The sequence below is a fragment of the Pseudomonas sp. RIT288 genome, assembly GCF_000631985.1.
Taxonomy (GTDB): domain Bacteria; phylum Pseudomonadota; class Gammaproteobacteria; order Pseudomonadales; family Pseudomonadaceae; genus Aquipseudomonas.
On sequence record NZ_JFYN01000034.1, the window covers coordinates 358,858 to 383,844 of the forward strand.

General features: G+C 61.1%; 24 protein-coding genes and 1 pseudogene. 11 read left to right on the top strand and 14 right to left on the bottom strand.

Features of this window, described 5'->3' with window-relative positions; genetic code table 11:
• Positions 1-116: 116 nt before the first annotated feature.
• From BW33_RS20350 to BW33_RS20360, 3 genes are all read right to left on the bottom strand, one after another.
• A complete protein-coding gene (locus BW33_RS20350; RefSeq protein WP_047600841.1) occupies positions 117-1,037 on the bottom strand; it encodes a phasin family protein in 921 nt (306 codons plus the stop codon).
• Positions 1,038-1,047: 10 nt separating this feature from the next.
• Positions 1,048-1,470 (bottom strand): phasin family protein, encoded by a 423-nt coding sequence (locus tag BW33_RS20355; RefSeq protein WP_047600842.1) that lies wholly within the window; start codon positions 1,468-1,470, stop codon positions 1,048-1,050.
• A gap of 205 nt (positions 1,471-1,675) precedes the next feature.
• Positions 1,676-1,951: a polyhydroxyalkanoic acid system family protein gene (locus BW33_RS20360; RefSeq protein ID WP_003220859.1), complete on the bottom strand. Its 276-nt coding sequence runs from the start codon at positions 1,949-1,951 to the stop codon at positions 1,676-1,678.
• Positions 1,952-2,105: 154 nt separating this feature from the next.
• Here BW33_RS20360 and ubiE point away from each other — a divergent pair, with 154 nt between their 5' ends.
• From ubiE to BW33_RS30565, 11 genes and pseudogenes are all read left to right on the top strand, one after another.
• On the top strand, positions 2,106-2,876 hold the full coding sequence (gene ubiE / locus BW33_RS20365; protein ID WP_007961779.1) for a bifunctional demethylmenaquinone methyltransferase/2-methoxy-6-polyprenyl-1,4-benzoquinol methylase UbiE: 771 nt from the start codon (positions 2,106-2,108) through the stop codon (positions 2,874-2,876).
• Positions 2,876-3,499, top strand: coding sequence for a ubiquinone biosynthesis accessory factor UbiJ (locus tag BW33_RS20370; protein ID WP_003220855.1), 624 nt, complete (start codon positions 2,876-2,878; stop codon positions 3,497-3,499). Before ubiE ends, BW33_RS20370 begins: the two co-directional genes overlap by 1 nt.
• Complete coding sequence (gene ubiB, locus BW33_RS20375) at positions 3,496-5,100, top strand: ubiquinone biosynthesis regulatory protein kinase UbiB (protein WP_047600844.1); 1,605 nt, start codon at positions 3,496-3,498, stop codon at positions 5,098-5,100. The genes BW33_RS20370 and ubiB overlap by 4 nt, the downstream gene beginning before the upstream one ends.
• A gap of 80 nt (positions 5,101-5,180) precedes the next feature.
• On the top strand, positions 5,181-5,582 hold the full coding sequence (hisI, locus tag BW33_RS20380) for a phosphoribosyl-AMP cyclohydrolase (protein ID WP_003220851.1): 402 nt from the start codon (positions 5,181-5,183) through the stop codon (positions 5,580-5,582).
• Complete coding sequence (locus BW33_RS20385) at positions 5,575-5,907, top strand: phosphoribosyl-ATP diphosphatase (protein WP_007909355.1); 333 nt, start codon at positions 5,575-5,577, stop codon at positions 5,905-5,907. The genes hisI and BW33_RS20385 overlap by 8 nt, the downstream gene beginning before the upstream one ends.
• Positions 5,908-5,932: 25 nt before the next feature.
• Positions 5,933-6,214: a twin-arginine translocase TatA/TatE family subunit gene (locus tag BW33_RS20390; RefSeq protein ID WP_003220847.1), complete on the top strand. Its 282-nt coding sequence runs from the start codon at positions 5,933-5,935 to the stop codon at positions 6,212-6,214.
• Between the two features lie 10 nt (positions 6,215-6,224).
• Entirely contained in the window at positions 6,225-6,689 is a 465-nt protein-coding gene (tatB, locus tag BW33_RS28625) for a Sec-independent protein translocase protein TatB (RefSeq protein WP_047600846.1), read from the top strand.
• A complete protein-coding gene (tatC, locus tag BW33_RS20400; protein WP_038360030.1) occupies positions 6,686-7,477 on the top strand; it encodes a twin-arginine translocase subunit TatC in 792 nt (263 codons plus the stop codon). The genes tatB and tatC overlap by 4 nt, the downstream gene beginning before the upstream one ends.
• Positions 7,474-8,181: a 16S rRNA (uracil(1498)-N(3))-methyltransferase gene (locus BW33_RS20405; protein ID WP_047600847.1), complete on the top strand. Its 708-nt coding sequence runs from the start codon at positions 7,474-7,476 to the stop codon at positions 8,179-8,181. The genes tatC and BW33_RS20405 overlap by 4 nt, the downstream gene beginning before the upstream one ends.
• 306 nt (positions 8,182-8,487) lie before the next feature.
• Positions 8,488-9,432 (top strand): annotated as a pseudogene (locus tag BW33_RS30560) (methyl-accepting chemotaxis protein); the annotation flags it as partial.
• Positions 9,433-9,573: 141 nt separating this feature from the next.
• On the top strand, positions 9,574-10,287 hold the full coding sequence (locus BW33_RS30565) for a methyl-accepting chemotaxis protein (protein WP_442965414.1): 714 nt from the start codon (positions 9,574-9,576) through the stop codon (positions 10,285-10,287).
• Positions 10,288-10,378: 91 nt separating this feature from the next.
• Here the strand turns inward: BW33_RS30565 and BW33_RS20415 are convergent, their stop codons facing one another.
• From BW33_RS20415 to hutH (BW33_RS20465), 11 genes are all read right to left on the bottom strand, one after another.
• Positions 10,379-11,113 (bottom strand): amino acid ABC transporter ATP-binding protein, encoded by a 735-nt coding sequence (locus BW33_RS20415; RefSeq protein WP_041071506.1) that lies wholly within the window; start codon positions 11,111-11,113, stop codon positions 10,379-10,381.
• Positions 11,106-12,065, bottom strand: coding sequence for an amino acid ABC transporter permease (locus BW33_RS20420; protein WP_047600850.1), 960 nt, complete (start codon positions 12,063-12,065; stop codon positions 11,106-11,108). Before BW33_RS20420 ends, BW33_RS20415 begins: the two co-directional genes overlap by 8 nt.
• A gap of 181 nt (positions 12,066-12,246) precedes the next feature.
• Complete coding sequence (locus tag BW33_RS20425) at positions 12,247-13,044, bottom strand: transporter substrate-binding domain-containing protein (protein ID WP_047600851.1); 798 nt, start codon at positions 13,042-13,044, stop codon at positions 12,247-12,249.
• A 266-nt stretch (positions 13,045-13,310) separates the two neighbouring features.
• Entirely contained in the window at positions 13,311-15,881 is a 2,571-nt protein-coding gene (gene mdoH / locus BW33_RS20430) for a glucans biosynthesis glucosyltransferase MdoH (RefSeq protein ID WP_047600852.1), read from the bottom strand.
• Positions 15,874-17,658: a glucan biosynthesis protein G gene (locus tag BW33_RS20435; RefSeq protein WP_177327511.1), complete on the bottom strand. Its 1,785-nt coding sequence runs from the start codon at positions 17,656-17,658 to the stop codon at positions 15,874-15,876. Before BW33_RS20435 ends, mdoH begins: the two co-directional genes overlap by 8 nt.
• Before the next feature lie 307 nt (positions 17,659-17,965).
• Positions 17,966-18,403, bottom strand: a complete 438-nt coding sequence (gene dtd / locus BW33_RS20440; RefSeq protein WP_003220826.1) for a D-aminoacyl-tRNA deacylase — start codon at positions 18,401-18,403, stop codon at positions 17,966-17,968.
• Positions 18,400-19,371, bottom strand: a complete 972-nt coding sequence (pip, locus tag BW33_RS20445) for a prolyl aminopeptidase (RefSeq protein WP_003220824.1) — start codon at positions 19,369-19,371, stop codon at positions 18,400-18,402. The genes dtd and pip overlap by 4 nt, the downstream gene beginning before the upstream one ends.
• A gap of 237 nt (positions 19,372-19,608) precedes the next feature.
• Positions 19,609-20,412: an N-formylglutamate deformylase gene (hutG, locus tag BW33_RS20450; protein WP_047600854.1), complete on the bottom strand. Its 804-nt coding sequence runs from the start codon at positions 20,410-20,412 to the stop codon at positions 19,609-19,611.
• Positions 20,413-20,422: 10 nt separating this feature from the next.
• Positions 20,423-21,628, bottom strand: a complete 1,206-nt coding sequence (hutI, locus tag BW33_RS20455) for an imidazolonepropionase (RefSeq protein WP_047600855.1) — start codon at positions 21,626-21,628, stop codon at positions 20,423-20,425.
• Between the two features lie 102 nt (positions 21,629-21,730).
• Entirely contained in the window at positions 21,731-23,263 is a 1,533-nt protein-coding gene (gene hutH / locus BW33_RS20460; RefSeq protein ID WP_047600857.1) for a histidine ammonia-lyase, read from the bottom strand.
• Positions 23,264-23,379: 116 nt separating this feature from the next.
• Positions 23,380-24,903: a histidine ammonia-lyase gene (gene hutH, locus BW33_RS20465; RefSeq protein WP_047600858.1), complete on the bottom strand. Its 1,524-nt coding sequence runs from the start codon at positions 24,901-24,903 to the stop codon at positions 23,380-23,382.
• Between the last annotated feature and the right edge of the window lie 84 nt (positions 24,904-24,987).

Sequence of the window (24,987 nt, forward strand, 5' to 3'; positions counted from 1 at the left end):
ACACCGCTTTCGCGAGCAGGCTCGCTCCCACAGGGATCTACAGTGGTTTGGAGATTGTCTGCACAAAACAAAACGCCCGACCTTCACAGGCCGGGCGTTTTTTTTGCCCTGAAAAATCAGGACTGACTGGTTGGCGTCGACGGGGTCGATGCAGCAGTCGGGGTGGCTACCGGAGTCGGTGCAGCGGCGGAGTTCGACGCGCTGGCCGGGGTTGCCGGGGTGGCAGGCTTGGCTGCTGGGGCAGCCGGCTTCGGCGCAGCGGCTTTCGGCGCGGCCGGTTTTTTCACTGCCGGTTTTTTCGCCGCAGCCGGTTTGGCCGCAGGTTTGGCAGCCGGTTTGGTAGCCGGTTTGGCGGCAGCGGTTTTCGCTGCTGGCTTGGCGGCGGGTTTTGCTGCGGGTTTGGCCGCAGGTTTCGCAGCAGCTTTGGCAGCAACCGGTTTGGCAGCAGCTTTGGCGGCCGGCTTGGCAGCGGCCGTTTTAGCAGCAGGCTTGGCGGTCGCGGTTTTCGCCGCAGGCTTGGCCGCAGCTTTGGCAGCTGGTTTCGCAGCCGCTTTAGCCAATGGCTTGGCGGCGGTTTTGGTTGCCGGTTTGGCTGCTGCGGTTTTCGCCGCGACCGGTTGGGTTTTCAGACCGGTGAGTTTCTCGATCTGCTTGGTCAGGGTTTCGACCTTGCTGTGCAGCGCTTTGACTTCATTGCGGCTAGGCACACCCAGGCGCGAAATCGCGCTGTTCAGGCGCTTGTCGAAAGCCCCTTCCAGCTCGTCCCACTTGCCCAGTGCGCGATCTTTCACGCCGCTGATACGCGACTTGGCCGAAGAAGCGGAATCCTTGGCGGCATCGACTTTCTTGCCGACTGCAGACTTGGTGAGCTTCTCGGCCTTCTCGCCGTCTTTGACCAATGTATCGAAGAGCTTGCTGCCGTCAGTGTCGATCTTCGAGTACACGCCTAAACCAGCCAGCCAGATTTTGCGGGAGTAGTCTTCGACTTTCCCAATCCACGAGCTGCCTTCTTTATCGGTGTTCTTTTTACCAGCCATCCCGTTCTCCTTAAGATTTACGCGCGACGCGTTCGAGCAATGCCGTCAGCTCATCGAGCTTAGCAGAGAGTGTCTCAACGTCATGTTTAGACGGAATGCCGATACGATTCAAGGCGCTTGCTACACGGGAGTCGAACGCCTTCTCGACCTTGTCGAGCTGAACTTCGACGCGACCTTTGAACGAGCTGACTTCACCCTTGACTTCATCGATCTCGGCATTGGCGGCTTCGAGTTTTTCGGTGACGACTTTTTTGCCTTTCTTTTCAACAGTTTGACCAGCCTTGATCAACTCCTGAAAGTACTCGCTGCCCTCTTGGCCGACCTTGGCGTAGGCACCCAGGCCTGCCAGCCAGATCTTGCGGGCATAGGATTTGACGTCGCTCAGAGCAGAAGTCGAAACGTCGATTTTTTTCTTCAGAATTACTTTGGCCATGGTGCACCTCACGCGCAGAAGGTTTGAGGAACTGCCCGCAAAGGTGTCGGGCTCAGGCACAAAGTAGGGAGAAAAATTAGAAACGGCACCCTAACAACTGACATAAAAGAGGGGTGCCTGAATGAAAAGATCGCAGCCTTCGGCAGCTCCTACAGGGACACACATTCCCATGTAGGAGCTGCCGAAGGCTGCGATCTTTTGATCTTCAGACCAGCGCCTTGTCCAGCGCCTTCTCGATCTCGGCTTTGATCATGCCGCTCATGGCCGACATCATGATGCCCAGTTCCACGTCAACGCGGATCGAATCGTCGGCCACATGCACCGCGCCTTTCACGCCCGAGCGCTTGAGATTCAGGGTGTCACCCGACCACTGCGGCTCCAGTCCATATTGATCGGAGAGTTTCTGCGCCAGCTTGTCGGCCTTCTCGCGGGCGGCTTCCTTGCCCAGGCTGTGGGCACGCTCAACACTGATTTTGGCCATCGAATGACTCCTGCTTGATGAATAGGTGACGGTAAATCTTGACCGCGTCTGCGGCAAATCGTCCCGAAGGTCGCCCATCTTACCTTTAGCCATTCCAAGACAAAGCATGGCTTGGGGATTAGAATGTCGCGCATTCTCTTTTGGTGACAGCGATATGACTGATCAGCGCAAAGGCAGCGATGCCGAACCCACCACTCACTTCGGCTTCAAAAACGTTCCGGAAAGCCAGAAAGCGGAAAAAGTCGCTGAGGTGTTCCACTCCGTAGCCGCGAAGTACGACCTGATGAACGACCTTCTGTCGGGCGGCATGCACCGTCTGTGGAAGCGTTTCGCGATCGAACTGTCCGGTGTGCGTGCAGGCAACCGCGTGCTCGACATCGCCGGCGGCACTGGCGACCTGACCAAGAAATTCTCGCACCTGGTTGGCCCGACCGGTCAGGTGGTCTTGGCCGACATCAACGAATCCATGCTCAAGGTTGGCCGTGACCGCCTGCTGGATCTGGGTGTGTCGGGCAACGTTGAATTCGTTCAGGCGGACGCGGAAAAACTGCCGTTCCCGGACAACCACTTCGACTGCGTGACCATCGCTTTCGGCCTGCGCAACGTGACGCACAAAGAAGATGCGCTGCGCTCGATGCTGCGCGTGCTCAAGCCCGGTGGCCGCCTGCTGGTGCTGGAGTTCTCCAAGCCGACCAACGCGCTGATGTCCAAGGCCTACGACGCCTACTCGTTCGCCTTCATGCCGCTGATGGGCAAGCTGATCACCAATGATTCGGAAAGCTATCGCTACCTGGCCGAATCGATCCGCATGCACCCGAATCAGGAAACCCTGAAGTCGATGATGGTCGACGCCGGTTTCGACCGCGTGACCTATCACAACATGACCGCAGGCATTGTCGCCCTGCACCGCGGCATCAAGCCCTGATGTTGCTCACCGGGCTGCTCGCCAGCGTCGAACTCGGCCTCAACCGGGTGCTGCGTCTCGACAGCACGGCGCTGCCGCGGCTGGCGCATCTGACTGGCAAAGTGATTGCCGTCGATTGCCGCAGCCCGGCACTGCAACTGTTCATTCTGCCCAGCGATGAAGGTCTGATGCTCGCCTCGCACTGGGAAACCGGCGTCGACTGTACCCTTCGCGCCCCGGCTTCAAGCCTGGTGAAACTGGCTGTGAGCAAAGACAAGACCGCGGTGCTGCACGCCCCGGAAGTCGAGCTCGACGGTGACAGCGGCGTGCTGCTGGAATTGGCCGGCGTGCTGCAGGACCTCGAGCTGGACTGGGAGTACGAACTCTCGCGCTGGCTCGGCCCGGTTGCCACGCAACTGATCGGCGGTCACCTGCGCAGCCGTGCACGCTGGTATCAACAAGGATTTGCCAGCCTCAACCAGAACCTCGCCGAATACCTCGCCGAAGAATCGCGCACCCTCGTCGGCCAGCGCGAAGCCGAAGCGCGGTTCAGCGAACTGGACCGGATCAAACTTGATCTGGAACGTCTCGAGGCGCGTTTCGAGCGCCTTTCCCGATCCCTCGACCCAAGCGATAACGCATGAAGCTGCTTGCCGTCCGCCGTCTGTTGCGCATCCAGCGCGTCGTGATCCGCTACCGCCTCGATGACCTGCTTTTCGACCTGCCGCTGCCTTGGTTTCTCCTGGCGCTGCGCTACGTGCTGCCGTGGCGCTGGTTGCCGCGCAAGCCGCTGGAGTTGAGCCGTGGCGCGCGTCTGCGTCTGGCGCTGCAGGATCTGGGGCCGATCTTCATCAAGTTCGGGCAGATTCTTTCAACCCGCCGCGATCTGCTGCCGGAAGACATCGCCGACGAGCTGATGCTGCTGCAGGACCGCGTGCCGCCGTTCGATTCGCAGCTGTCGATCAAGCTGATCGAAGAACAGCTGGGCAAGAAAATCAGCGAAGTGTTCAGCCGTTTCGACGTCGAACCGCTGGCCTCGGCCTCGGTGGCGCAGGTGCATGCCGCGCAGCTGAAAACCGGCGAAGAAGTGGTGGTCAAGGTGATCCGCCCGGGCCTGAAACCGGTGATCGCCCAGGATCTGGCGTGGCTGTTCATCCTTGCCCGCGCCGCCGAAAAGGTCTCCGCCGACGCCCGCCTGCTGCACCCGGTGGACGTGGTGCAGGACTACGAAAAAACCATCTACGACGAACTCGACCTGCTGCGCGAGGCGGCCAACGCCAGCCAGTTGAAGCGCAACTTCGAAGGCTCTCCGCTGCTCTATGTGCCGCAAGTCTATTGGGACTGGTGCCGGCCGAAAGTGCTGGTGATGGAGCGCATCTACGGGATTCAGGTGACGGATCTGGCGACCCTCGCCGACCAGCGCACCGACATGAAAATGCTCGCCGAACGCGGCGTGGAGATCTTCTTCACCCAGGTGTTCCGCGACAGTTTCTTCCACGCCGACATGCACCCGGGCAACATCTTTGTCAGCACCGTCAACCCGTGGAGCCCGCAGTACATTGCGATCGACTGCGGCATCGTCGGCAGCCTGACCCCGGAAGACCAGGACTACCTGGCGCGCAACCTGTTCGCCTTCTTCAAGCGCGACTACCGCCGCGTGGCGCAGTTACACATTGATTCGGGCTGGGTGCCGGCGGAAACCAAGCTCAACGAGTTCGAAGCGGCGATCCGTACCGTGTGCGAACCGATCTTCGAAAAACCGTTAAAAGATATTTCATTTGGTCAGGTGCTGATGCGTCTGTTCCAGACCGCGCGACGCTTCAACATGGAAGTCCAGCCGCAACTGGTATTGCTGCAAAAGACCCTGTTGAACATCGAGGGCCTGGGCCGTCAGCTGTATCCGGATCTGGATCTGTGGAACACCGCGCAGCCGTTCCTCGAGCGCTGGATGCGCGAGCGCGTCAGCCCGAAAGCCTTGCTCGGCAACGTGCAGAGCCAGTTCGAGCAACTGCCGCACCTGGCCAACATGGCCCGCGATCTGCTCGAACGCATGTCGCAACCGCACGCCTACGATCCGCCGCCACCGTGGCACAAACGCAAGGACGACTGGTTCCTGCGCCTGCTCGGTTGCGCGCATCTGGCGGGTGGGGTGATCCTTGCCATCGGTGGCCCGCTTAACGAGTTGGGGCATTGGCCTGCGGGAATCATGGTGGCAGTCGGCTTGTATCTGGTCGTTCGCCGATAGCCAGTTCGCTGATCGGCTGGCACACTGTTTCAACGCCTGAACCTGACTATTGAAGTGCGGGTTCGCTGTCGGAGTCGAAGATGAAAAACTGGCTGGACGAGATCAAGTGGGACGCTGACGGCCTGGTGCCGGCGATTGCCCAGGATCACAAGACCGGACGCGTGCTGATGATGGCCTGGATGAACCGCGAAGCGCTGGAGCTGACCGCCGCGGAAAACCGTGCAATCTACTGGTCACGTTCCCGTGGCAAGCTGTGGCGCAAGGGCGAAGAGTCCGGCCACGTACAGACCCTGCATGAAATGCGCCTGGACTGTGACGCCGACGTGATCATCCTGATGGTCGAACAGATCGGCGACATCGCTTGCCATACCGGCCGTCAAAGCTGCTTTTACCGCGTCTATGAAAACGGCGACTGGAAAACAGTCGACCCGGTTCTGAAAGACCCGCACGCCATCTATTCCGCAGGACACAAACATGAGTGACACCCTGACCCGTCTGGCCGAGGTGCTCGAAGAGCGCAAAGGTGCCGCAGCCGACAGCTCATATGTGGCTAGTCTGTATCACAAGGGCCTGAACAAGATTCTGGAGAAAGTCGGCGAAGAGTCGGTCGAAACCATTATTGCCGCCAAGGACGCCGCCATCAGCGGTGACTGCAGCGATGTGATCTACGAGACTGCCGACCTGTGGTTCCACAGCATGGTCATGCTCGCCCAACTGGGGCAGCATCCGCAGGCCGTACTGGATGAACTGGATCGTCGCTTCGGTCTGTCCGGACACGTCGAGAAAGCCTCGCGTCCGTCCGCCTGAACAATTTTTAGAGAGGAACAGCAACATGGGCATTTTTGACTGGAAACACTGGATCGTCATTCTGGTAGTCGTGGTGCTGGTGTTCGGCACCAAGAAACTGAAAAACCTCGGCACCGACGTCGGCGAGTCGATCAAGGGCTTTCGCAAAGCCATGAACGATGACGAAAAGCCGGCCGCCGATCCGACCGTAACACCTGCGCAGCCGGTACCACCGGTGCAGCCGCAAGCCACCGCTCAGGCCAACCCGCCGCACACCATCGACGTGCAGGCGCAGAAAGTCGAAGAGCCGATCCGCAAAGACGTGTGAGCACTGACTAATGTTTGGTATCAGCTTCTCTGAACTGCTGCTCGTCGGCCTCGTCGCCCTGCTGGTGCTGGGCCCCGAGCGTCTGCCGGGCGCTGCGCGCACCGCCGGCCTTTGGGTCGGCCGGCTGAAGCGCAGCTTCAACGCGATCAAACAGGAAGTTGAACGTGAAATCGGTGCCGACGAGATTCGTCGGCAACTGCACAACGAGCACATCTTGTCGCTGGAGCAGGAGGCGCGGAAGATTTTCACGCCGGTTCAGCAGGAGCCAACGCCGGTTGAGCATGTGGGTGAGCAGACGATTCATGCGCCAGCCGCGCCCGCTGTAACAGCTCCGACACCTGCACCTGCCGCCGCTGTAGCGCCGCCAGCCCCCGTGTCGGCGGCTACAGAAGCCTCGGTTGAACACGTATCTCAAACCGCCGCGCCGATCACACCAGCGCCTCACGACACCACTCTGCCGCCGCGAGCCCCATGAGCGATCTCCCCGAAAACGACCAGCACATGCCGCTGGTTTCGCACCTCACCGAGTTGCGTACCCGCCTGCTGCGTTGCGTGGCGGCGATCTTCATCATCTTCGCCGGGTTGTTCGCCTTCACCCAGCAGATCTACACCTTCGTCTCGACGCCGCTGCGCCAGTACCTGCCGGTCGGCGCGACGATGATTGCCACTGATGTGTCGTCGCCGTTCCTGACGCCGCTGAAGCTGACGATGATGGTCTCGCTGTTCCTCGCGATCCCGGTGATCCTGCATCAGATCTGGGGCTTCATCGCGCCGGGCCTGTACAAGCATGAGAAGCGCATCGCGGTGCCGCTGCTGGTGTCGAGCATCCTGCTGTTCTACACCGGCATGGCGTTCGCCTATTACTTCGTGTTCCCGCTGATCTTCAAGTTCTTCGCCGCCGCCACCCCGGCCGGCGTGGAAATGATGACCGACATCGCCAGCTACCTCGACTTCGTGATGACGCTGTTCTTCGCCTTCGGCGTGGCGTTCGAAATCCCGGTGGCCGTGGTGCTGCTGGTGTGGATCGGCGTGGTCGACGTCGCCTACCTGAAGAAAATCCGCCCGTACGTGATCATCGGCTGCTTCGTGGTCGGCATGATCCTCACCCCGCCGGACATCTTCTCGCAGACCCTGCTGGCGGTACCGATGTGGATGCTGTTTGAAATCGGCATTCTGTTCGGCGGCCTGATCAGCAAGCGCGAACGTCCGGACGAAACGCCGGCCGACGATCACAACGACCAGCCGCCAGCGACCCAGGCATGAACCTGCTGTTGCTCGAAGAGGCCGACTTTATCGCGGTCGACCGCGTCGTGCTGCGTGACCGGCGCCTGACCCACATGCAGGAGGTTCACCGCTCGGAAGTCGGTGACAGCCTGCGCGTGGGGCGGATCAATGGCTTGATGGGCTCGGCTGAGCTGCTGCGCCTTGAGGCCGGCGAGGCGGAATTGCGCGTCAGCCTCGATCAACCGCCACCGGCCAAGCTGCCGCTGACTCTGGTACTGGCCTTGCCACGGCCGAAAATGCTGCGACGGGTGTTCCAGACCGTGGCGACCATGGGCGTGTCGAAGGTGATTCTGCTCAACAGCTACCGCGTCGAAAAAAGCTTCTGGCAGACGCCGTTTCTGGAGCCGGAAGCGATCCGCGAGAATCTGATCCTCGGCCTCGAACAGGCCCGCGATACCGTGCTGCCGGAAGTCATCATCGAGAAGCGCTTCAAACCGTTCGTCGAAGACCGCCTGCCGGCGATCAGCGAAGGCACCCTCGGCCTGGTTGGCCATCCCGGCAATTACCCGCCATGCCCACGGGCAGTAAGCGAACCGGTAACGCTGGCGATCGGCCCCGAGGGCGGCTGGATCCCCTACGAAATCGATCTGTTGGGCAAGTCCGGCCTGCAACCGGTGCAACTGGGCGAACGCATCCTGCGCGTCGAAACCGCCGTCACCGCACTGCTCGCCCGCCTGTTCTGACATACCACTCCCCTGTAGGAGCTGCCGCAGGCTGCGATTTGATTTTGTTTTTTAACAGCAAGATCAAAAGATCGCAGCCTGCGGCAGCTCCTGCAGAGGGGCGGTGTCGGACAAATCGGTTACAGATTGCCATCACCCAGCCGATACAGTCCCCATAAGTCCAATTAGTGGTCTGAGGGGAGTCGTCGCATGTACCGTTGGTTAGCCGAGAATCTTGGGAACGTCAGCGTCAAACGCAAGCTGGGCATTGGTTTCGGCCTGGTGCTGTTGCTCACCCTGCTGATTACCTTTACCGGTTGGACCGGCATGGGCGGCATCATCAGCCGTGGCGACAAGCTCGGCTTCATCTCCAGCCTCAATGAGCTGACCAAGGACCTGCGCCTGGCGCGCATGGACTACGACATGCGTCGCGGCGAGCAGGGACCGGGCGCCGTCAATGAATTGCTGGCCAAACTCGAAAGCGGTCTGCAATCGGCGCGCAGCATGATCGAACAACCCGCCGATGCAGCGATGGTCGACCAGCAACTGGCGGCCGTAGCCGAGTACAAGCGCGCGTTTGGGGAAATGACCCAAGCCACCGTGCAACGTGAGGACGCTCGCAACAAGCTGGGTGCAAACGCGGACAATGCCGTGGCCAAGGTCAGCGAAGTCGAAAATGCACTGCTGCAGGGTGACAGCGTCGCGCAGTTCAACGCCGTGATTGAGATGAGCAAACTGCTGCAGCAAGCGCGCTATCAGGTACGCGGTTACACCTACAGCGGTAAGGCCGAGGCCGAACAACCGGCGCTGAAGGCTATCGATAATGCGCTGAAAAACCTCGAAAGCCTGCCGGCTCGGGTACCGGAACAGCACATCGCCAACCTGCAACAAGCCACAGATTCGCTCAAGGCCTACCGCGCCGCAGTCAGCCAATTCCGTGACTCACAGGTGAAGAACGCCGCAGCGCTCGCGAGTATGGCGGCGCAGGGCGACATTTTGATCGCCGTCAGCAAGAAGCTCACTGAATCGCAGACTGTGGTTCGGGACACTGACGCCGCACGCGCCAAGAACTTGCTGCTGATCGCCACCTCGCTGGCCTTGGCCTTCGGCCTGCTGGCAGCCTGGGCGATCACCCGGCAGATCATCATTCCGCTGAACCAGACCCTGAAAGTCGCTGAACAAGTGGCCGCCGGCGATCTGACCCACAACCTGGTGTCGCAGCGTCGCGACGAACTCGGCCAGTTGCAACGTTCGATGCAGAGCATGACCCAAGGCCTGCGCGAGTTGATCGGTGGCATCAGCGACGGCGTCACGCAGATCGCCAGCGCCGCCGAAGAGCTGTCGGCGGTGACCGAGCAGACCAGCGCCGGGGTCAACAATCAGAAGATCGAGACCGATCAGGTCGCCACCGCCATGAACGAAATGGCCGCCACCGTGCAGGAAGTCGCGCGCAACGCCGAGGAGGCTTCCGAAGCCGCCGTGGCCGCCGACCAGCAGGCCCGCGAAGGCGACAAGGTGGTCGGTGAAGCCATCGCGCAGATTGAGCGTCTGGCAGCTGAGGTGGGTCATTCGACCGAAGCCATGGGCGAACTCAAGCGTGAAAGCGACAAGATCGGCAGCGTGCTCGACGTGATCAAGTCCGTGGCCCAGCAAACCAACCTGCTGGCGCTGAACGCCGCGATCGAAGCGGCGCGTGCCGGTGAGGCCGGGCGTGGTTTTGCGGTGGTTGCCGATGAAGTGCGCAGCCTCGCCCAGCGCACGCAGAAGTCCACCGAAGAGATCGAAGAGCTGATCGTCGGCCTGCAGAACGGCACCCAGCAGGTGGCAACGATCATGGACAACAGCCGCAGCCTGACCGACAGCAGCGTCGAACTGACCCGCCGTGCCGGTGGTTCGCTGGAAAGCATCACCCGCACCGTGTCGGCGATTCAGGCGATGAACCAGCAGATCGCCGCAGCGGCCGAGCAGCAGAGCGCCGTGGCTGAAGAGATCAACCGTAGCGTGCTGAATGTGCGGGATGTGTCGGATCAGACGTCGGCGGCGAGTGAAGAGACCGCGGCTTCCAGCGTTGAGTTGGCGCGGTTGGGGACGCATCTGCAGACGCTGGTGGGGCGGTTCAAGGTCTAAGCATCACAGCAAAAGATCGCAGCTTTCGGCAGCTCCTACAGGTGTACACATAACTCTGTAGGAGCTGCCGAAGGCTGCGATCTTTTTTGCTTTACAAGACCTGACGCAGGAAAGCCTGAGCGCGCGGGTCCTTCGGCGCATCAAAGAACTCCGCCGGAGAAGCATCTTCCAGCAATTTTCCGTGATCAAAGAACAACACCCGATCCGCCACTTCCCGGGCGAAGCCCATTTCGTGGGTGACGCAAACCATGGTCATGCCCTCCACGGCCAGGTTCTTCATGACATCCAGCACTTCACCAACCATTTCCGGATCGAGGGCCGAAGTCGGTTCGTCGAACAACATCACTTTCGGGTCCATCGCCAGCGCCCGGGCAATCGCCACGCGCTGTTGCTGACCGCCGGACAAACGTGACGGGTATTCGCGAGCCTTCTGCGCAATACCGACTTTCTCCAGCAACGCCAGGGCCTTGGCCTCGCTTTCCTTCTGCCCGCGCTTGCGCACGACTTTCTGCGCCAGGCAGAGGTTTTCCAGCACGGTCATGTGCGGGAACAGGTTGAAGTGCTGGAACACCATGCCGACTTCACGGCGGTAGGCGTTGACATCGGTTTTCGGGTCAGCCAGTTGCAGACCGTCGATGCTCACCGAGCCCGAGTCGAACGCTTCCAGGCCGTTGAGGCAGCGCAGGAAGGTCGACTTGCCCGAACCGGACGGACCGATCACCACCAGCACTTCGCCCTTGGCAACGGTGGTGGTGACGTTATCCACAGCCCGAACTACCTGGCCACGGGTGTCGAAAACTTTTACCAGATCGCGGACTTCAATCACTTTGCGCGAGCCTCCGCTCAAGACGGCTGGCGATTTTCGACAGCGGCAGGTTGATCAACAGGTACAGGCCGGCGACGCAGAACAGGATTTCGAACGGCGAGAACGAGGTGGTGATGACTTCACGACCACTTTTCAGCAGCTCGGTGATCGCAATCACCGACACCAGCGAGGTGTCCTTGACCAGACTGATGAACTGCCCAGCCAGCGGCGGCAGCACGCGCTTGAACGCTTGCGGCAATACCACGTGGCGCATCGACTGGCCGGCGCTCAGACCGAGCGAACGCGCCGCTTCGTTCTGGCCACGGGCAATCGACTGCACCCCGGAGCGGATGATCTCGGCCACGTAGGCGCCGGTAAACAACGACAGCGCGGCGATCCCGGCGAACTCGCGGGACAGGTTCATCACCGTGCCGATGAAGAAGTAGAAAATGAAGATCTGCACCAGCAGCGGCGTGCCGCGCACCAGTTCGACGTAGATGCTCGACAGGTCGCGCAGGGTCGGGTTGCTCGACAGACGGCACAGTCCGGTGACCAGACCGATCAGCAGACCGAGTACGCCGGACACCACCGACAGCCACAGCGTCGTCCAAAGGCCCCACAGCAGCGGCCCTGCCGCCCAGTGCCGGGTCACGCCCACGACGTCGCCTTCCGCCACATCGTCGCCCTGAGCGAATTGCAGGCTGTTCTCGTCGACGGTCAGGCGCTGCTCGTCACCGGCATCGTTGCGCAGAGTGACCTGCGCGCTGCCACCCTTGCGCACCAGTTCGGTGACGGTGGAGATATCGGTGGCACGCTGAGATTCTTCGGCCTGATAGGCGAAGTACTGCGGCACGCGGTTCCAGCGCCATTCGTAGGACATCAGCGACGTGGCGTAATACAACGCGCCCGCCAGGCCGACCAGCACCAACACGGTCAGGACGTGCCAGGGCCATTGGGCTTTTTTCTGTTTCATCTAAGAGCAAATCCATATCGATCAGGATGCTCGCTCCCTCTGTGGCGAGGGAGCTTGCTCCCGCTGGGGTGCGGAGCAGCCCTGAAATCAGCCACCGCGCAACGTCGGGTAGAACGAGTCAACCGGTTTAGACTGCTTCGCAGCCGAGCGGGAGCAAGCTCCCTCGCCACAACGACCGGCGTTATTCCATGTCCTTGAGCCACTCGGTGCTCTTGAACCACTTGTCATGAATGCGATCGTAGGTGCCGTCTTCGTGGATCTGGTGCAGGAAATTGTTGATGAAGTTGATGCTGTCGTAATCACCCTTCTTCAGACCGAAGGCCAGCGGCTCGTAGGTGAACGGCTTGTCGAGGAACACCAGTTTGCCGGCGCCGACTTTGTTCACCGCGACCACGTTGTACGGCGCGTCGTAGATGAAGGCGTCGGCCTTGCCGTTGACTACATCGAGCACCGCTTCCTGCTCGTTGTCGTAGCCGTGGTACTTGGCTTTGGCGATCAGCTTCCTGGCAACCATTTCACCGGTGGTGCCGAGCTTGGAGGTGATGCGATAGTCCGCGGTGTTCAGGTCTTTATAGGACTTGATGGTGCCTTCCAGCTCCTTGCGGATCAGCAGGGTCTGACCGACGACGATGAACGGTTCGCTGAAGTTCAGGCGCAGGTTACGCTCCTGAGTCAGGGTCATGCCGCTGCCGATCATGTCGAACTTGTCGGTCATCAGGGCCGGGATGATCCCGTCGTAACCGGTGGACACCAGCTCGAGCTTGACACCCATGGCCTTGGTCATGGCTTTGAGGATGTCGACTTCGAAACCGATGATTTCGCCGCGCTTGTTGGTCATTTCGAACGGCATGTAGGTCGGATCCATACCGACTTTCAACGTGCCGCGCTTGACCGCGTCATCGATTGCGCCGGCCTGCGCCGCAGTGACTGCAACCAGTGCCGTGACGCCGACCAGCAGCATCGACAGATACTTCTTCATCTTCAAGTCCCCAAAACCATTGCGTTTGCGGCGCGAAAACCGACAGAAATGGACAAGATTGTCCGGGTGCGCCAATTCGGGGACGGATGCTAACGCACTCGTCCGTTTGCACAAGGTTTTTTGCCGGGATTTGTTGTTACGGGGAGGGTTTCAAAAGCAAAAGATCGCAGCCTCCGGCAGCTCCTACAGGGTGTACACCCATTTCGTGTAGGAGCTGCCGAAGGCTGCGATCTTTAAAAAAAGCCCCGCATTGGCGGGGCTTCTTTTTAGGCCGGTTGAGCCTGCACGCTCAGCGGTCGCAACGGCAACAGCGGTGCATGCGGATCGGCTTTCACCGAAGCGCGCCAGGCATCCAGCCATTCCTTGTGGTCTTCGGACCAGACCAGCTCGTGCAGACGCGCCAGCGCCACCGGATCGCTCAGCAGTTGCAGACGATCATGGTTGTTCAGCCCGGCCGGGCCGACCTTGATCGCGTGACGCACACGCTCCTGACGCAGCCACTCGATCGGCTCGGCCTGACCGTGACGGGCCGTCGCCAGCGAGCACGCCAAGGCGTTCTGCTGCGGATCGACCACGGCGCGGATGAAGCCGTCGTTCAGTGCATGCCAGCGGTTCTCGTGGGTGTACTGGTCAGTCGCCAGCAAGGCCTGCGGCGGATTGTATTCCTCAGGAATGAGGAACAGGCTCTCGTCACGGGATTTGAGGCCCAGACCAACACGGCTGGAAATCACCGATACCGGGATCGACAGCATCAGCGAACCGACGATCGGCACCAGCCACCACAGGAAGCTCGGGTTCAGCCAGATCACCAGCAATGCCCAGCAGAAGCCCAGCAGGGTCTGCGGACCGTGGCGTTTGACCGCCTCGCTCCATGGCGTGGAGTCGTCGTCACGTTGCGGCGAGTTCCAGGTCGCGGCCCAGCCGAGGAACGCGGCGAGGACGAAACGGGTGTGGAAAATCATCCGCACCGGCGCCAGCAGCATGGAGAACAGCATCTCCAGCAGCATCGACAGGGTCACCTTGAACTTGCCACCGAACTCTTTCGCGCCCTTGGCCCAGATCAGGATGATGCTCAGCAGTTTCGGCAGGAACAGCAGCACGATGGTCGTCGAGAACAGCGCGATCGCCTTGTCCGGGTGCCATTGTGGCCACAGCGGATAGAGCTGACGAGGTTCCAGGAAGTACTGCGGCTCCATCAGCGTGTTCACCGCCAGCAGCGCGGTCGACAGCACCAGGAAGAAGAACCACAACGGCGCCGACAGGTACGACATCACGCCGGTCAGGAACACCGCGCGGTGCACCGGGTGCATGCCTTTGACCAGGAACAGGCGGAAGTTCATCAGGTTGCCGTGGCACCAGCGACGGTCACGCTTGAGCTCGTCGAGCAGGTTCGGCGGCAGTTCTTCGTAGCTGCCCGGCAGGTCGTAGGCAATCCACACGCCCCAACCGGCACGGCGCATCAGCGCGGCTTCAACGAAGTCGTGAGACAGAATCGCCCCGGAGAACGCACCTTTACCCGGCAACGGCGCCAGGGCGCAGTGGTCGATGAACGGCTTCATGCGGATGATCGCGTTGTGACCCCAGTAGTGGGATTCACCCAACTGCCAGAAGTGCAGACCGGCGGTGAACAGCGGACCGTACACGCGGGTGGCGAACTGCTGCATGCGCGCATACAGGGTGTCCATGCCCGACGCACGCGGCGCGGTCTGGATGATCCCGGCGTCCGGCGTGGCTTCCATCAGGCGTACCAGACTGGTCAGGCACTCGCCGCTCATCACTGAGTCGGCGTCGAGCACGACCATGTACTTGTAGTCACCGCCCCAGCGACGGCAGAAGTCGTCGAGGTTGCCGCTCTTGCGTTTCACACGGCGGCGGCGACGGCGATAGAAGATCTTGCCGAAACCCTTGGCTTCGCGGCAGACATCCAGCCAGGCCTGTTGCTCGGCGACGCAGATATCGGTGTCGTTACTGTCGCTGAGGACGAAGAAGTCGAAGCGATCCAGATCACCGGTCGCGGCGACCGATTCGAAGGTGGCGCGCAGACCGGCGAATACCCGAGGCACGTCTTCGTTGCAGATCGGCATCACCAGCGCAGTACGGGCGTCTTTCGGAATCGGCTCGTTGCCGGCGCTTTTGCCGGAGATACGGTATTTGTCGTGACCGGTGAGCAACTCGAGGAAGCCCATCAGTGCCGTCCAGAAACCGGCCGAGACCCAGCAGAACAGAATCCCGAACAGGATCAGGATGCTGGTCTGCAGCGCATACGGCAGCACTTGCGTGGCGGTTTGCAGCAGCGGCTGGTGCAGCACTTCGTCCAGATCGACGAACGACCAGCCCTGGTACGGCATGATGCCTTTCATGTACCAGCCGGCAACGATGGTCTGGCCGAGCATCAGCAGCAACAGAATGTAGCGACGGATCGAACCTACGGTGCGCCAGCGCGCCGCCGGCAACACGTTTTCGTCCTTCGGCGGCTGCGGCGGGTTGGTGCGCCCGGTCAGGCGACGCCAGCCACGCACCAGAATATTGGTGCGCCATGGCTCCGGCACGACTTTGGTCCGACGGATTGGCGGCGTCGCTTTCATGCTGACCCGACCACTGGCGTCGAGCACCAGCATTTCCGCCTCTTCCAGCTCCTCGGCAGTGCTCAGGGTCAGGCGCTTGCCCACCGAAGCCTGGGCGGCTTCGGCAGGGGCGTCGAACGTCGGCGACGACAGGCGCTGGTGCAGTTCGCTGAAGGACTGGCAGCCCGCGAGCTCCGCGCGCTGCTCGTCGGTCATCGGCAGATGCGCCAGATACTCGGACAGAGTCTCTGGCTGTACTTGAGAGTTACTCATCGGCAGGCAACTGATAGCTCCAGGTCTCGGTCAGGACTTCTTCAGTCGGTGCCGATTCCGGTGTGGCTGGGGCCGCGTTGGCAGCGGTTGGCTGCTTGGCGTCTTTGTTGGCCTTGTCCTTGGCATCTGCAGCTGGCTTGGCGTCAGCCTGTTTGGCCTCGGCTGCCTTGGCTTCCTTCTCTACCTTCTCTTGTTGCTTGGCCGCGACCTTGTCCGCCTTGGCCACCGACGAGTTCGACGCCGGTACCGAAGACTTGGCCAGATCAGCGGTCACCACTGGCTGTACCAGGGCAGCGCGCATCTCGGTGGACTTGCTCGCGTCCTTGATCTTCATCCGCAGGGTCAGGCGCCAGCCCTTGGTTTCCGGGTTGTAACGCACGCTGTTCTCAACCAGTTCGGCGTTATCACCAACACTGACTTGACTGCGCACATCGGCATCCGGAGCCAGTGCCGCCAGCGATGGACCTTCGAAATCGACCAGGTAGGCAACGCTGCCATCCGGCTGACGGATCAGGTTCGACTGCTTGACGTCACCGGTCGACCGCAGGGTCTGCTTGACCCAGGCGCTGTCGGGGGCGTGAAGCGCCGCTTCGTCCATGGTCCAGTGCAGGCGGTAGGCGAAGTCCAGCGGCTTGCCTGGCTCCGGCATGGTTTCCGGGCTCCAGAACGCAACGATGTTGTCGTTGGTTTCGTCGGCAGTCGGAATCTCTACCAGATCAACGGTGCCCTTGCCCCACTCGCCCTTCGGCTCGATCCAGGCGCTTGGACGCTTGTCGTAACGGTCGTCGAGGTCTTCGTAGTGGCTGAAGTCGCGACCACGCTGCAGCAGACCGAAACCACGCGGGTTCTCGACGCTGAAGTTGCTCACGGCCAGGTGTTTCGGGTTGTTCAGCGGACGCCAGATCCACTCGCCGTTGCCGGCATGGATCGACAGACCGCTGGAGTCGTGCAGTTCACGACGGTAGTTGAGGACTTTCGACGGCTGGTTGGCGCCGAACAGGAACATGCTGGTCAACGGTGCGATGCCCAGTTTGCCGACCTTGTCACGCAGGAACATCTGCGCCTTGACGTCGACAATGGTGTCGCTGCCCGGACGCAGGATCAGGCGGTAGGCACCGGTGGCGCGCGGCGAATCAAGCAGGGCGAAGATCACCAGATGCTTGTCGCCCGGCTTCGGCTGCTGAATCCAGAACTCGCGGAAACGCGGGAATTCTTCGCCCGACGGCAACGCGGTATCGATGGCCAGACCACGGGCCGACAGACCGTAAGTGTGACCCTTGCCGACAACGCGGAAGTAGCTCGCGCCGAGCATGGTCATGATTTCGTCTTGCTTGTCGGCCTTGTTGATCGGGTACAGCACACGGAAACCGGCGTAGCCCAGTTGTTCAGTGGCCTTCGGATCGAACTTGAGGTCGCCGAAATCGAAGCGGGTCGGATCGTATTTGATCTCTTCGACGGTGTTCGCCGTGATTTCGTTGATTTTCACCGGCGTATCGAAGTGCATGCCCTGGTGATAGAAGGACAGCTTGAACGGTGTCTTCTGATCGGCCCACTCAGCCTTTTCGGTGAGGAAGCGGATTTTCTGATAATCCGCGAACTTCATGTCACGGAATTCGTTCGGCAGGTTGCTGCGCGGGGCTTCGAACTTCTGCCCGGCCAGCTCTTTAGCCTTGGCTGATACATCGTCAAGATTGAACGCCCAAAGCTGGCCGGCGCTGAGCAGGCACAGGAGCGCCGAACCCGCTACCAGGGCACTTCGCATGCGTTTGGCAGACATTTTTGCTGCATTACAGGGACTAACAATCACGAGCAACCCTCGCCGAAAACAGATCAAAAAACCAACGGCCAGCTATCTATATGCCAGGTTGGCGAGCATTGTTCCGACTCCGCTGGGGCAAAATGATTCCCCAATCGGATCCAGACAAGTCTCTACCTAAGTCAAAAATGGACCAACGAACGCTGATCCCCATAGCGCGCGATTATCTAGTAGCCCGCGTGACAACGCATCAGGGGTAACAAAGTATTTATCGCGAAAAACGCCTGTTTACAGTCGAAAAGCCCTTGAAAAGATGTTTCAAGCGCTTTCATGTCTGTAACAGGAAGGTTACCGGGCCATCATTGACCAGGTGCACCTGCATATCCGCGCCGAATCTACCTGATGCCACAGTGCCATGCATCTGTTTCGCTTTGCTCAATAGATAGTCGAACAATTCCTCGCCCAATGCCGGAGGGGCTGCGGTCGAGAAACTCGGGCGCAACCCGCTCTTGGTGTCGGCTGCGAGGGTGAACTGAGAGACCAGCAGCAACCCGCCGCCCACATCCGCCAGGGACAGATTCATCTTGCCCTCGGCGTCACTGAATACCCGATAGTTAAGCAGCTTATGCAGAAGTTTGTCGGCACTGGTACGGGTGTCGTCGGGCTCGACCGCCACCAGCACCAGCAACCCCTGATCCACCGCGCCGACTATCTCTCCCGCGACTTCGACCCGTGCACCGCGCACACGCTGTAACAGCCCCTTCATGCTTCTTCAGGCGGCAGGTCGAGCAGGCGGCGGGCCATGTTGCTCGCGGCACGCACCAGCGCATCGGTAATGCCGGGCTCGGAGGCGGCGTGACCGGCGTCGCGAATCACCTGCAGCTCACTGTTCGGCCAGGCCTGATGCAATTCCCAGGCGTTGTCCAGCGGGCAGATCACGTCGTAGCGACCGTGAATGATCACCCCCGGCAGATGGGCGATCTTGCCCATGTCGCGGATCAACTGATTGGGCTCGAGAAACGCATTGTTGGTGAAGTAGTGACACTCGATCCGCGCGATCGACAGGGCGCGCTGCGGCTCGGAGAAACGGTCGACCACCAGCGGGTTCGGCCGCAGGGTCGCGGTGCGCCCTTCCCACGTCGACCAGGCCTTGGCCGCGTGCATCTGCGCGATCTGATCGTTACCGACCAGGCGCTTGTGGAAGGCGCTGAGCAGATCGTCGCGCTCGTCCAGCGGGATCGGCGCGATGTAGTCCTGCCAGTAATCAGGAAACAGACGGCTGGCACCAGCCTGATAGAACCACTCGATTTCCTGCGGACGGCAGAGAAAGATCCCACGCAGGATCAGACCGTGTACGCGCTCGGGGTGGGTTTGCGCGTAGGCCAGCGCCAGCGTCGAACCCCACGAACCGCCGAACAGCACCCATTTGTCGATGCCCAGGTGCTTGCGGATACGCTCAAGGTCGGCGACCAGATCCCAGGTGGTGTTGTTTTCCAGGCTGGCGTGCGGGGTGGAGCGTCCGCAGCCGCGCTGGTCGAAGGTGACAATGCGGTACAGGTTCGGATCGAAATAACGACGGCTCTGCGCGTCGCAACCGGCGCCCGGGCCACCGTGAATGAACACCACTGGCAAGCCTTCCGGTGAACCGCTTTCGTCGACGTACAGCGTGTGGGTGTCATCGACAGCCAGATCGTGCCGGGCATGGGGTTTGATCTGCGGAAACAATGTCTGCATTGCGTGCTCCGTAAGGGGTCGAGGTCATCCCTGGGGGGACTTCTATTATTCTGCCGTCCGGCATCATAAACCCGATTTACGTTAATGAGCATGCCTGAGGACATGAATCAAAACCTGTGGCGGCGAAGCAGTCCCTCTGTAGGAGCTGCCGAAGGCTGCGATCTTTTGACTTTGTTTTTTTGCAGACAAAGCAAGATCAAAAGATCGCAGCGTTTGGCAGCTCCTACAGGAAGCAGATCATGCGGTGTAACGGGTTTTGCCCCACGCCAGATAGCCTTGCAACAACTCCTGCAGTACCACCCGCGTCGGCTCCGCCAGATCAGCGCGGTAGCGGAACGGTTCGAACTCTTCCATGTAGGTGCTCTGGCACAGTTCCAGTTGCACGGCGTGGATGTTCTCGGCCGGGTTGCCGTAATGGCGGGTGATGTGGCCGCCCTTGAAACGTCCGTTGAGCACGTGGCTGAAGTTGCCGTGACGGGCGCAAATGGCTTCCAGTTGCGTCGCCAATTGTGGATCGCAACTGGCGCCGTTGAAGGTACCGAGGTTGAAGTCCGGCAGTTTGCCGTCGAACAGGTGCGGGATGATCGAGCGGATCGAGTGCGCGTCGAACAGCAGCGCATAGCCGAACTCGGCCTTCAGCCGCGCCAGTTCTTGTTGCAAAGTGCGGTGGTAAGGCGTCCAGACCTGTTCCAGATAGGTCGCGCGTTCCTCTTTCGAAGGCTCGTGCCCTTCGCGGAACAGCGGGATGCCATCGAACAGCGTCGCCGGGTACAGCCCGGTGGTGGCACCGGCGTACAACGGCTTGTCGTCGGACGGACGGTTGAGGTCGATGACGAACCGCGAGTATTCGGCGGCCAACGTGCTGGCGCCCAACTGCTCGGCGAAATCATAGAGCTGCGGGATGTGCCAGTCGGTGTCCGGCAGGCTTTTCGCGTCCGCGATCAGCCCGGCTTCGACCGCAGGCGTCAGGCGTACGCCGGCATGCGGCATGCTGATCAGCAGCGGTACGCGACCTTGTTTGAAACTCAGAACCTTATCCACAACCGCTCTCCTACAGACTTGATTCGACGCCGTGATGCACGACGCGTTTGTCCAGATCACCACCGAGCCAATAGGCCAGATCCGCCGGACGATCGATGTGCCAGGCGACGAAATCCGCGACCTTGCCGATTTCCAGCGAACCGTGGGTGTCAGCCATCCCCAACGCTTGTGCGGCATGAATGGTCGCGCCGGCCAGGGCTTCTTCCGGGGTCATGCGGAAACAGGTGCAGGCCATGTTCAGCATCAGGCGCAGCGACAGCGCCGGCGAGGTACCGGGGTTGAGGTCACTGGCGATGGCGATCTTGACCTTGTGTTTGCGCAAGGCGTCCATCGGCGGTAACTGGGTTTCGCGCAGGAAGTAGAACGCCCCCGGCAGCAGCACGGCGACGGTGTCGGACTTGGCCATGGCGATGGCGTCGTCTTCATCCATGAATTCCAGGTGATCGGCGGACAACGCGTGATACCGCGCCGCCAGACTGGAGCCATGCAGCGATGACAATTGCTCGGCGTGCAGCTTCACCGGCAGGCCGAGTTTTTGTGCGGTGATGAACACCCGCTCGACCTGCTCCGGCGAGAACGCCAGGTATTCGCAGAACGCATCCACCGCGTCGACCAGCCCTTCGGCAGCAAGCGCCGGAAGCATCTCGGCGCAGATGTGCTCGATGTAGTCGTCAGCGCGATCCTTGTACTCCGGCGGCAACGCGTGGGCGGCGAGGCAAGTGCTGCGCACGCTGATCGGCAGCTCCTTGGCCAGGCGACGGATGACCCGCAGGATCTTGCGTTCGCTGGCCAGGTCCAGACCGTAGCCGGACTTCATCTCGACCGTGGTCACGCCGTCGCGCATCAGGCTTTTCAGGCGCTTGGCGGCGCTGGCGAACAGCTCGTCTTCAGTCGCTTCACGGGTGGCGCGCACAGTGCTGGCGATACCGCCGCCCTGCGCGGCGATCTCGGCATAGCTGACGCCTTGCAGGCGCTTCTCGAATTCGCCGCTGCGGTTGCCACCGAACACCGTGTGGGTATGGCAGTCGATCAGGCCGGGGGTGACCCACGCGCCTTGCAAATCGTTGACCGCCGGGTATTCGCCGGACGGCAGCAGATTGCGCGGACCGATCCACTCGATGTGCGCACCGGACGTCACGATTGCCGCATCCTCGATGATCGAGTAGACGCCCTGCGCCATGGTTGCGACGTGGCAGTGTTGCCAGAGGGTTTTCATCCCTTAGTCTCCACAGTATTCAAAATCGATTTCGCGAGCAGGCTCGCTCCCACAGTTGAAATGCGCTCCCCTGTGGGAGCGAGCCTGCTCGCGAAGAGGCCATTACAGGCTAGGCAGCAATTTCGCCGGAACCAATTCGCTCAAGCAGCGCGAAGCCAGCAGCTCGGTCGCCGCATTGATGTCCGGTGCAAAGAAGCGATCCTTCTCATAGAACGGCACGTCCTTGCGCAGAATCGCCCGCGCCTGTTCCAACTTGGCCGAGGTCTTCAGACCGTTACGCAGATCCAGCCCCTGCACCGCCGCCAGCCATTCCACCGCGAGAATCCCGCGGGTGTTCTCGGCCATTTCCCACAGGCGCTTGCCGGCGGCCGGAGCCATCGACACGTGGTCTTCCTGGTTGGCCGAGGTCGGCAGGCTGTCGACCGAATGCGGATGGGACAGCGCCTTGTTCTCGCTGGCCAGTGCCGCGGCGGTCACCTGGGCAATCATGAAGCCGGAGTTCACACCGCCATTGGCCACCAGGAATGGCGGCAGTTGCGACATGTGCTTGTCCATCATCAGCGAGATACGGCGTTCGCTCAGCGAGCCGACTTCAGCGATGGCCAGGGCCATGTTGTCGGCGGCCATGGCCACGGGTTCGGCGTGGAAGTTGCCACCGGAAATCACATCGCCTTCAGCAGCGAACACCAACGGGTTGTCGGAGACGGCGTTGGCTTCAACCACCAGCACGTCGGCGGCCTGGCGGAATTGGGTCAGGCAGGCGCCCATGACTTGTGGCTGGCAACGCAAGGAGTACGGGTCTTGAACCTTCTCGCAGTTCTGGTGCGAGTCGGAGACTTCGCTGCGCTCGCCGAGCAGATCGCGATACGCGGCTGCAGCATCGATCTGACCTTTTTGACCGCGAGCGGCGTGAATACGTGCATCGAACGGCGAGCGCGAACCGAGCACCGCTTCAACCGTCAGACCGCCGATTGCCAGCGCACCGGCAAACAGGTCTTCACCTTCAAACAGACCGCGCAGGGCAAATGCGGTGGACACCTGAGTGCCGTTGAGCAACGCCAGACCTTCTTTCGCCGCCAGCGTCAGCGGGGTCAGACCGGCGATTTTCAGCGCTTCGGTGGCTTGCATCCACTCGCCCTTGTAACGCGCCTTGCCTTCGCCCAGCAGCACCAGCGACATGTGCGCCAGCGGCGCGAGGTCACCCGAGGCGCCGACCGAACCTTTGAGCGGAATGTGCGGATAAACCTCGGCGTTGATCAGCGCGATCAGCGCGTCGATCACCACGCGGCGAATGCCGGAGAAACCACGGCTGAGGCTGTTGACCTTGAGCACCATGATCAGCCGTACCAGCTCATCGCTGATCGGCTGGCCGACACCAGCGGCGTGCGACAGCACCAGAGAACGCTGCAGGTTTTCCAGGTCCTCGCTGGCAATGCGGGTCGAAGCCAGCAGGCCGAAACCGGTGTTGATGCCGTAGGCGGTGCGGTTCTCGGCGAGGATCTGCTCGACGCAGGCAACACTGGCCTCGATCTGCGCCGCAGCGCTGTTGTCGAGGGTCAGCTTGACCGGTTGCTGATAGACGTCACGCAGTTGGGCCAGGCTCAGTTGGCCGGGAATCAGGTTCAGCGCAGTCATTAAAATGCTCCTTTTGAACATTGTTATTAACTACCAGTCGCTCCGGAGCATTCCGTTATCCGTCGCCTCTCGCCTTCTGAGCGATCCGCGCCTTGGCACGCTGGTATGGGTAGTTGTCAGTGCAGATTCGGTAATACGTTGTGCAGCGCATTCGGGTTTTTCAGAACGCCTGCGGCGGCGGCGATATCCGGCGCCAGCCAGCGATCCTGATCGTAGGCCGGGACGGTTTCACGCAGCAGGCGCCACGCCCGGTCAGTGCCCGCACCAAAACGCTGCTCCTTGAGGAATTCAAAGGCCTGCGCCGCCAGCAGGTATTCGATGGCGAGGATCTGCTTGCAGTTTTCAAGGGCGCGGTGCAGCTTCAGCGCGGCGCTGGTGCCCATGCTCAGGTGGTCTTCCTGCAGGCCCGAGGTGACGTAGTTGTCGAGCACTGCCGGTTGCGCCAGCTGGCGATTCTCGGCACACAGCGAAGCGGCGACGTATTGCACGATCATCATCCCGGAGTTCACTCCCGGATTGGCCACCAGAAACGCCGGCAGACCGCTGACGTGCGGGTTGACCAGACGATCGAGGCGGCGTTCGGCAATCGAGCCGATTTCGGCCATGGCAATTGCCAGCAGATCCGCCGCCATCGCCACCGACTGACCGTGCGGGTTGGCCTGCGACATCACCCGGAAATTCTCCGGCGTGCCCAACAGCAACGGGTTATCGGTGCAGCCGTTGAGCTCGGCTTCGACCTGTTTGATCGCATGTTCCAGTTGATCGCGCGCCGCACCGTGCACCTGCGGGATCGAACGGATGCTCAGCGCATCCTGAGTGCGAATGCCTTTGCTGGTCGCGATCACTTCACTGCCATCGAGCAAGGCGCGCAGGTTGCTACCGACCTGTTGCATGCCGGGGTGCGGCTTGAGCGCGATGATCTCGGCGTCGAACGCGGCGATCTGCCCACGCTGCGCTTCGAAGCTCATGGCGCCAATCACGTCGGCCCATTGCACCAGCCGCGTCGCGTCGGCAATCGCCAGGCAGCTGAGGCCGGTCATGCACGGCGTGCCGTTGACCAGACACAAACCGTCCTTCGCGCCGAGTTGCACCGGTTGCAGGCCTTCTTCGGCCAGCGCCTGTTGCGCCGAGGTGATTTGCCCGCGATAGCTGACATTGCCCACGCCCAGCAGCGCGATGCCGATGTGCGCCATGTGCGTCAGGTAACCCACCGAGCCTTGCGATGGCACTTGCGGGGTGATGCCGCGATTGAGCAGCGCCAGCAGCGCTTCGACCACCCGGCGATGAATGCCGGATTTGCCGTGGCTGAAGTTGTGGATCGCGGCGCAGATGATCGCGCGGGTTTGCTCATCAGGCAGCACCGGGCCGACGCCGCAGGCGTGACTGAGCAAGGTATTGCGCGAGAGCTGGCTGAGTTGTTCGTCCTTCAGCGAGACGTTGGACAGGCCACCCAGACCGGTGTTGACGCCATAGGCACGCTCGCCGCTTTCGACGATGCGCTGGACGATGCCCTGAGCGTTTTCGATGCGCGCCCAGGTCTCGCTCGACAGCTCCAAAGTGGCGCCGTGACGGGCGACGGCGACCACGTCCTGCCAACGCAGGGGGCTGGCGGTGATGATGATTTTTTCAGCCTGGGACATCTTTAACCTCATCCAAACATTGATGCAGCTTTACCGACGCCTTCGCGAGCAGGCTCGCTCCCACATTTGGAATGCGTACCTCCT